This window comes from Clostridium gallinarum (assembly GCF_014836325.1).
Classification (GTDB): domain Bacteria; phylum Bacillota; class Clostridia; order Clostridiales; family Clostridiaceae; genus Clostridium; species Clostridium gallinarum.
Genome location: NZ_JACSQZ010000105.1, coordinates 1 through 4,477 on the forward strand (window position 1 = coordinate 1; position 4,477 = coordinate 4,477).

General features: G+C 26.8%; 5 protein-coding genes and 1 pseudogene. 2 read left to right on the forward strand and 4 right to left on the reverse strand.

The window, feature by feature from the left end; translation table 11 throughout:
• Both H9660_RS15800 and H9660_RS15805 read left to right on the forward strand, forming a co-directional pair.
• A pseudogene (locus H9660_RS15800) lies at positions 1 to 277 on the forward strand (hypothetical protein); the annotation flags it as partial.
• Between the two features lie 57 nt (positions 278 to 334).
• On the forward strand, positions 335 to 901 hold the full coding sequence (locus H9660_RS15805; RefSeq protein WP_191751331.1) for a cell wall hydrolase: 567 nt from the start codon (positions 335 to 337) through the stop codon (positions 899 to 901).
• A gap of 55 nt (positions 902 to 956) precedes the next feature.
• On the opposite strand, the gene iadA is transcribed toward H9660_RS15805, so the two are convergent.
• From iadA to H9660_RS15825, 4 genes are read right to left on the reverse strand one after another with little or no spacing between them, the layout of a single operon-like run.
• Positions 957 to 2,132, reverse strand: coding sequence for a beta-aspartyl-peptidase (iadA, locus tag H9660_RS15810; RefSeq protein ID WP_191751332.1), 1,176 nt, complete (start codon positions 2,130 to 2,132; stop codon positions 957 to 959).
• A 9-nt stretch (positions 2,133 to 2,141) separates the two neighbouring features.
• Entirely contained in the window at positions 2,142 to 3,242 is a 1,101-nt protein-coding gene (locus H9660_RS15815; RefSeq protein WP_191751333.1) for a tetratricopeptide repeat protein, read from the reverse strand.
• A 21-nt stretch (positions 3,243 to 3,263) separates the two neighbouring features.
• Complete coding sequence (locus tag H9660_RS15820; RefSeq protein WP_191751334.1) at positions 3,264 to 3,788, reverse strand: chromate transporter; 525 nt, start codon at positions 3,786 to 3,788, stop codon at positions 3,264 to 3,266.
• Positions 3,789 to 4,325: a chromate transporter gene (locus H9660_RS15825; RefSeq protein ID WP_191751335.1), complete on the reverse strand. Its 537-nt coding sequence runs from the start codon at positions 4,323 to 4,325 to the stop codon at positions 3,789 to 3,791.
• Positions 4,326 to 4,477 lie beyond the last annotated feature (152 nt).

The following is a 4,477-nucleotide window of genomic DNA, read 5'->3' on the forward strand; positions in this document are numbered from 1 at the left end:
GGAAGATACTTATAATATTATAAAAGAAAAATCATCATTTATTTCTATTCCTGAAGGGTGTATGGATATATATGAAGCTTTTAATGAGTACTTAAATACTTATTCAGTCTATTTAAAATCTATTAAAGAAGCTACTATATATGAAAAAACTTCTATAGATTTAGATGGGGATTCTAGTGAAATAACTAAAAATTACACAAATTCATCCTCTAAAAGAGAAGATACTTTGGAAGCTTTTAAGAAGTATGAAAATGAAATAAAAAATAATTTGTATTAAATTTTTCCTTTTGGTAATAATAAGTTTTGGATTATATTATCCAAAAGGAGGGTATTTATGAAATATTTTAAAACATTATCTATTTTATTAGTAACCCTTTTATTTTCAGCTAATATTAAAGTATTTGCTTATAGCAATAATACTACAGAGATGAGGAAAAAAAATTTAAATGAAGAAATGAATGTTAGTTTAATAAATAGGCCAAAAGAAGAATTTGTTCAAGTTTTTAGTCACAATGATAACTCAGTTTATCTAACTAAAGAAGATTTAGATTTAATGGCTAAAATAGTCTATGCTGAAAGTAAAGGTGAACCCTATGAGGGGAAGGTTGCAGTTGCATCAGTTATTTTGAATAGAGTTTTAAGTCCAGGATTTCCTAATAGCGTTAGGGATGTTATCTTACAACCAAATGCATTTTCTTGTGTAATTAATGGAGAAATTAACGTAATTGCTACAGAAGAGTGTTATAATGCAGTTTACGACGCTATTAAAGGTAATGATCCAACCAATGAAGCTTTATTTTTCTATAATCCTGATATAGCTACATGCTCATGGATGCAGGATGTTGAAAAAGCAGATAGTAAGTATATTGGTCAACATGTATTTTTCAAAACAGGATATTAAAAAAGATATTAAAAAAGCTGAGGCAACTCAGCTTTTCATTATTTATATTTAATCTTTAATTTTCAAATGTTCCTTTCACTATAGCGGCTCCATCCTTAACCATAACTTTTCCCATTGCTATAACTGTATCAATGTCTAAAGTTTCTTCATTAACTATAACTAAATCAGCATCTTTCCCTATATCTATAGAACCTTTATTCTTTAGCTTTAATACTTTTGATACATTCGAGGTAATAACTTTAAGTGCTTCATCTATAGGTATATGATACTCTTTTATACATTTCTTAACTTCTTCATAAAGACTCGCTACAGTACAAATTCCAATCTTTATTAATTTTCCTTTATCATCAAAAATTGGCATACTACCATTGCCATCTGAAGAGAAAGTTACATTAGAAATATTAGAATTATTTTTTATTAATATGCTCAAAGCTTCACTTGCACTTAATTCACCTGGGGCTAATAAATTCTCTGGAGTACTAGTGGTAAAATCTATATATCCGCCCTTATTTATATATTCCTCACCAGATTTAAATAAATCTCCGTTTCTATTTATATGAGTTGGAAGAATTTGAGTTATTGGTATTTCAGTTTCATCTGCCAATCTAAATAAATAACCTAGCTTTCTTGTACCATCTCCTAAATGAATGTTTGCTATTCCTGATTTTCCTGATAATAATCCTCCTACTCTTGATTGTGCTATCGCTTGAACTAATTCATCATATGTTGCTTGAGAACTTCTTGTGTCGGATATAGCAATTTCTCCAATTCCTATAATTTTATCTATTAACATAATATCTTTTTTAATACTTCCTGTTAAAGTTTTTACTGGTATTTCATAGGACCCTGTATAACAGTAAGTAGTTATTCCTTCTTCCTCTAATGCCTTAGCCTTAGCTATTAAGCTAGCCATATCCCTACATACACTATCAGTTCCAATACATCCAACTACTGTTGTAATTCCAGCTTTAGTTAAATCAGAAAGCATTATTTCAGGTGTCCTCATATTAAATCCACCTTCTCCTCCTGCACCATTTATGTGAACATGATTATCTATAAATCCTGGAAAAAGTAATTTCCCCTCTCCATCAATTACTTCTATATTTATAAAGTTATTTGGTATTTCCAAATCATCATATATACCCTCAATCTTATTTGATGATATGACTATATTCTTTTTCCCTAAATATTCTGGAGCATAGATTTTAATATTTTTTATTATTTTTATCATTTTACCCTCCTATGAACTCATTATTTCTTCTACATAACTATTATTATATATAGAATTAGGGTAATTTATTAAAATTTTATTTGCATAATTTTTACTTATATCTATATCCTCATTTCTATATAATAAAGCAGCTCTATAATAAGCTTCTTCTATATAACTCCCATTTATATATTCACTTATATATCTATCAAATATTTCAATTGCCTTATCCTTATATCCTAAATTTTCATAGGTAGCTCCTAATAAAAATATAATATCATCATCCAAATGACTGCCCTTTAGTTTAGAAACCGTATTTTCTAATATATCTTTCACTTTTTCGTAATCTTCTTTATCATACATTTCAGTGGCATTTATATAATTTTCTCTTATTTCATCCTCAGTTAAATCTTTTTCTATATTTACTTCTTCATGACTTATATCCTGATTTTTATTAACTATATTTTGATTATCTACAATTTTTTCAATATTATCTGGATTTTTTTCTAAATTTATTTTTGGTATTTTATGACTCATAAACTTTTGGTTAGTAATAAATACTATTGCTATCATTCCTATACCCATAAGAAATCCTAAAGATATTTTTTTTGTAAAATCTCCTCTATCTCTATACTTATAGATACTATTTAGTTTTCCATTAATCTCTCTAGCTAGCTTATTTTTTTTATCTAAACTAAATACTTTATCTAAATATTTTCTTGCATTTTCATGATTACCTTTTTTATAATAACAAAGAGCTAAATCATTATTTATGTTTATAGAGTTAAAATCACTTTTACTACATAAATTTAGAATATCTATTGCCTTATCTATATCTAAATTATTTATTAATTCTTTTGCCTCTTCATAAAGCTCTTTTCTCTTAAAATCTTTTTGAATATCCCTTATATATGAAACTGATATATTATCATCATTATAGTCCTTATTAATATTCCATAATGCAATGGCATCTTCTAATTCGCCTTTTAAATATAATAGTAATCCTTTTAAATTAATTACATTAGAATTAGTTAAATCTTTAGATATTTCTCTATCGCAAATTTCTATTGCTATATCTATATTTCCATCATTAAATAAACCTAATGCCTTCTCGTATCCCTTATTTTTCATTTTCATCCCTCATAAATTCTTTTACATATAAAATACTAAGCCTATAACTCCAGCTAATACTATAACTAATATCGGATGTAATTTCTTGCTTAATAATACTAATCCTATTATAGCTGCTATTATTAAACTTTTTAAATCTAAGTATGATTCTTTTGCTAAATCTAAAAATGCTTTTATAATTAAAGCTATTAATACAGGTCTCATACCCATTAATGCTGCTTTAATTACTGTTGATTCTTTAAATTTTTCAAGCATTTTACTTATTATAGATACTAATATAAATGAAGTAAATATTACTCCTAATGTTGCCATAATACTTCCTATAACTCCAAATAATTTATATCCAACAAAAGTTGCTGAATTTATTGCAATTGGTCCTGGAGTCATTTGGGATATTCCTATAATATCCATAAATTCATTTATATCTATCCAATTATTTTTTTCTACTATTTCTCTTTGAATAAAGGGAAGCATAGCATAGCCGCCTCCAAAGCTAAATGTTCCTATTTTAAGAAATGCTAAAAATAATTTTAATGCTAAATCCACTTATTTCACCTTCTTTCTTAAAAACACTACTCCATATATTGCTGATGTAATTATTACTATAACTGGATGTATGTTAAAGAAAGTCAATGCTATAAGTGCAATTATTATAATTGCTATTGTTCTAGTATTTTTTTCTAAACCTTTTCCTAAACTAATTGCACCTACCAATACTAATAAAGGTACTGCTGCATTAATTCCCATAAAGGCCGCATTAACATAATAATTATTTCTAAATTGCATAAAGAAAGCTGCTATTAAAAGTATAATTAAAAATGATGGTAGGATTACAGCTAATAATGCCATACACCCTCCTAATATTCCTCCAATTTTATATCCTAAAAATATTGAACAATTTACTGCTAAGGCTCCTGGTAAACTTTGAGAAACCACTAATATATCCATGAATTCTTCTTTTTCTATCCATTTTTTGTTATTTACTACTTCTTCCTCTATTAAAGGAATCATAGCATATCCTCCGCCAAAAGTAAAAGCTCCTATCTTAAAAAAAGCAATAAACATTTCTATTATCTTTTTCATTACTTCACCACCTTAATATCTATTATCTTACAACCTTTTTAAAAAAGCAAAAAAGCCGCATTTATAGTATGCGGCTTTTTACAGTTTGTTGAAAAACCCCTGTTTTAAAAAAACAGAGGCTTTTTCTATTATAAATTGTGGATAAATTTAAT

Bases quoted from the DNA above. Each gene is read 5' to 3' on its own strand.
- H9660_RS15815 (WP_191751333.1), bottom strand. From the start codon at position 3,242: ATGAAAAATAAGGGATACGAGAAGGCATTAGGTTTATTTAATGATGGA.
- H9660_RS15805 (WP_191751331.1), top strand. From the start codon at position 335: ATGAAATATTTTAAAACATTATCTATTTTATTAGTAACCCTTTTATTT.
- iadA (WP_191751332.1), bottom strand. From the start codon at position 2,132: ATGATAAAAATAATAAAAAATATTAAAATCTATGCTCCAGAATATTTA.
- H9660_RS15825 (WP_191751335.1), bottom strand. From the start codon at position 4,325: ATGAAAAAGATAATAGAAATGTTTATTGCTTTTTTTAAGATAGGAGCT.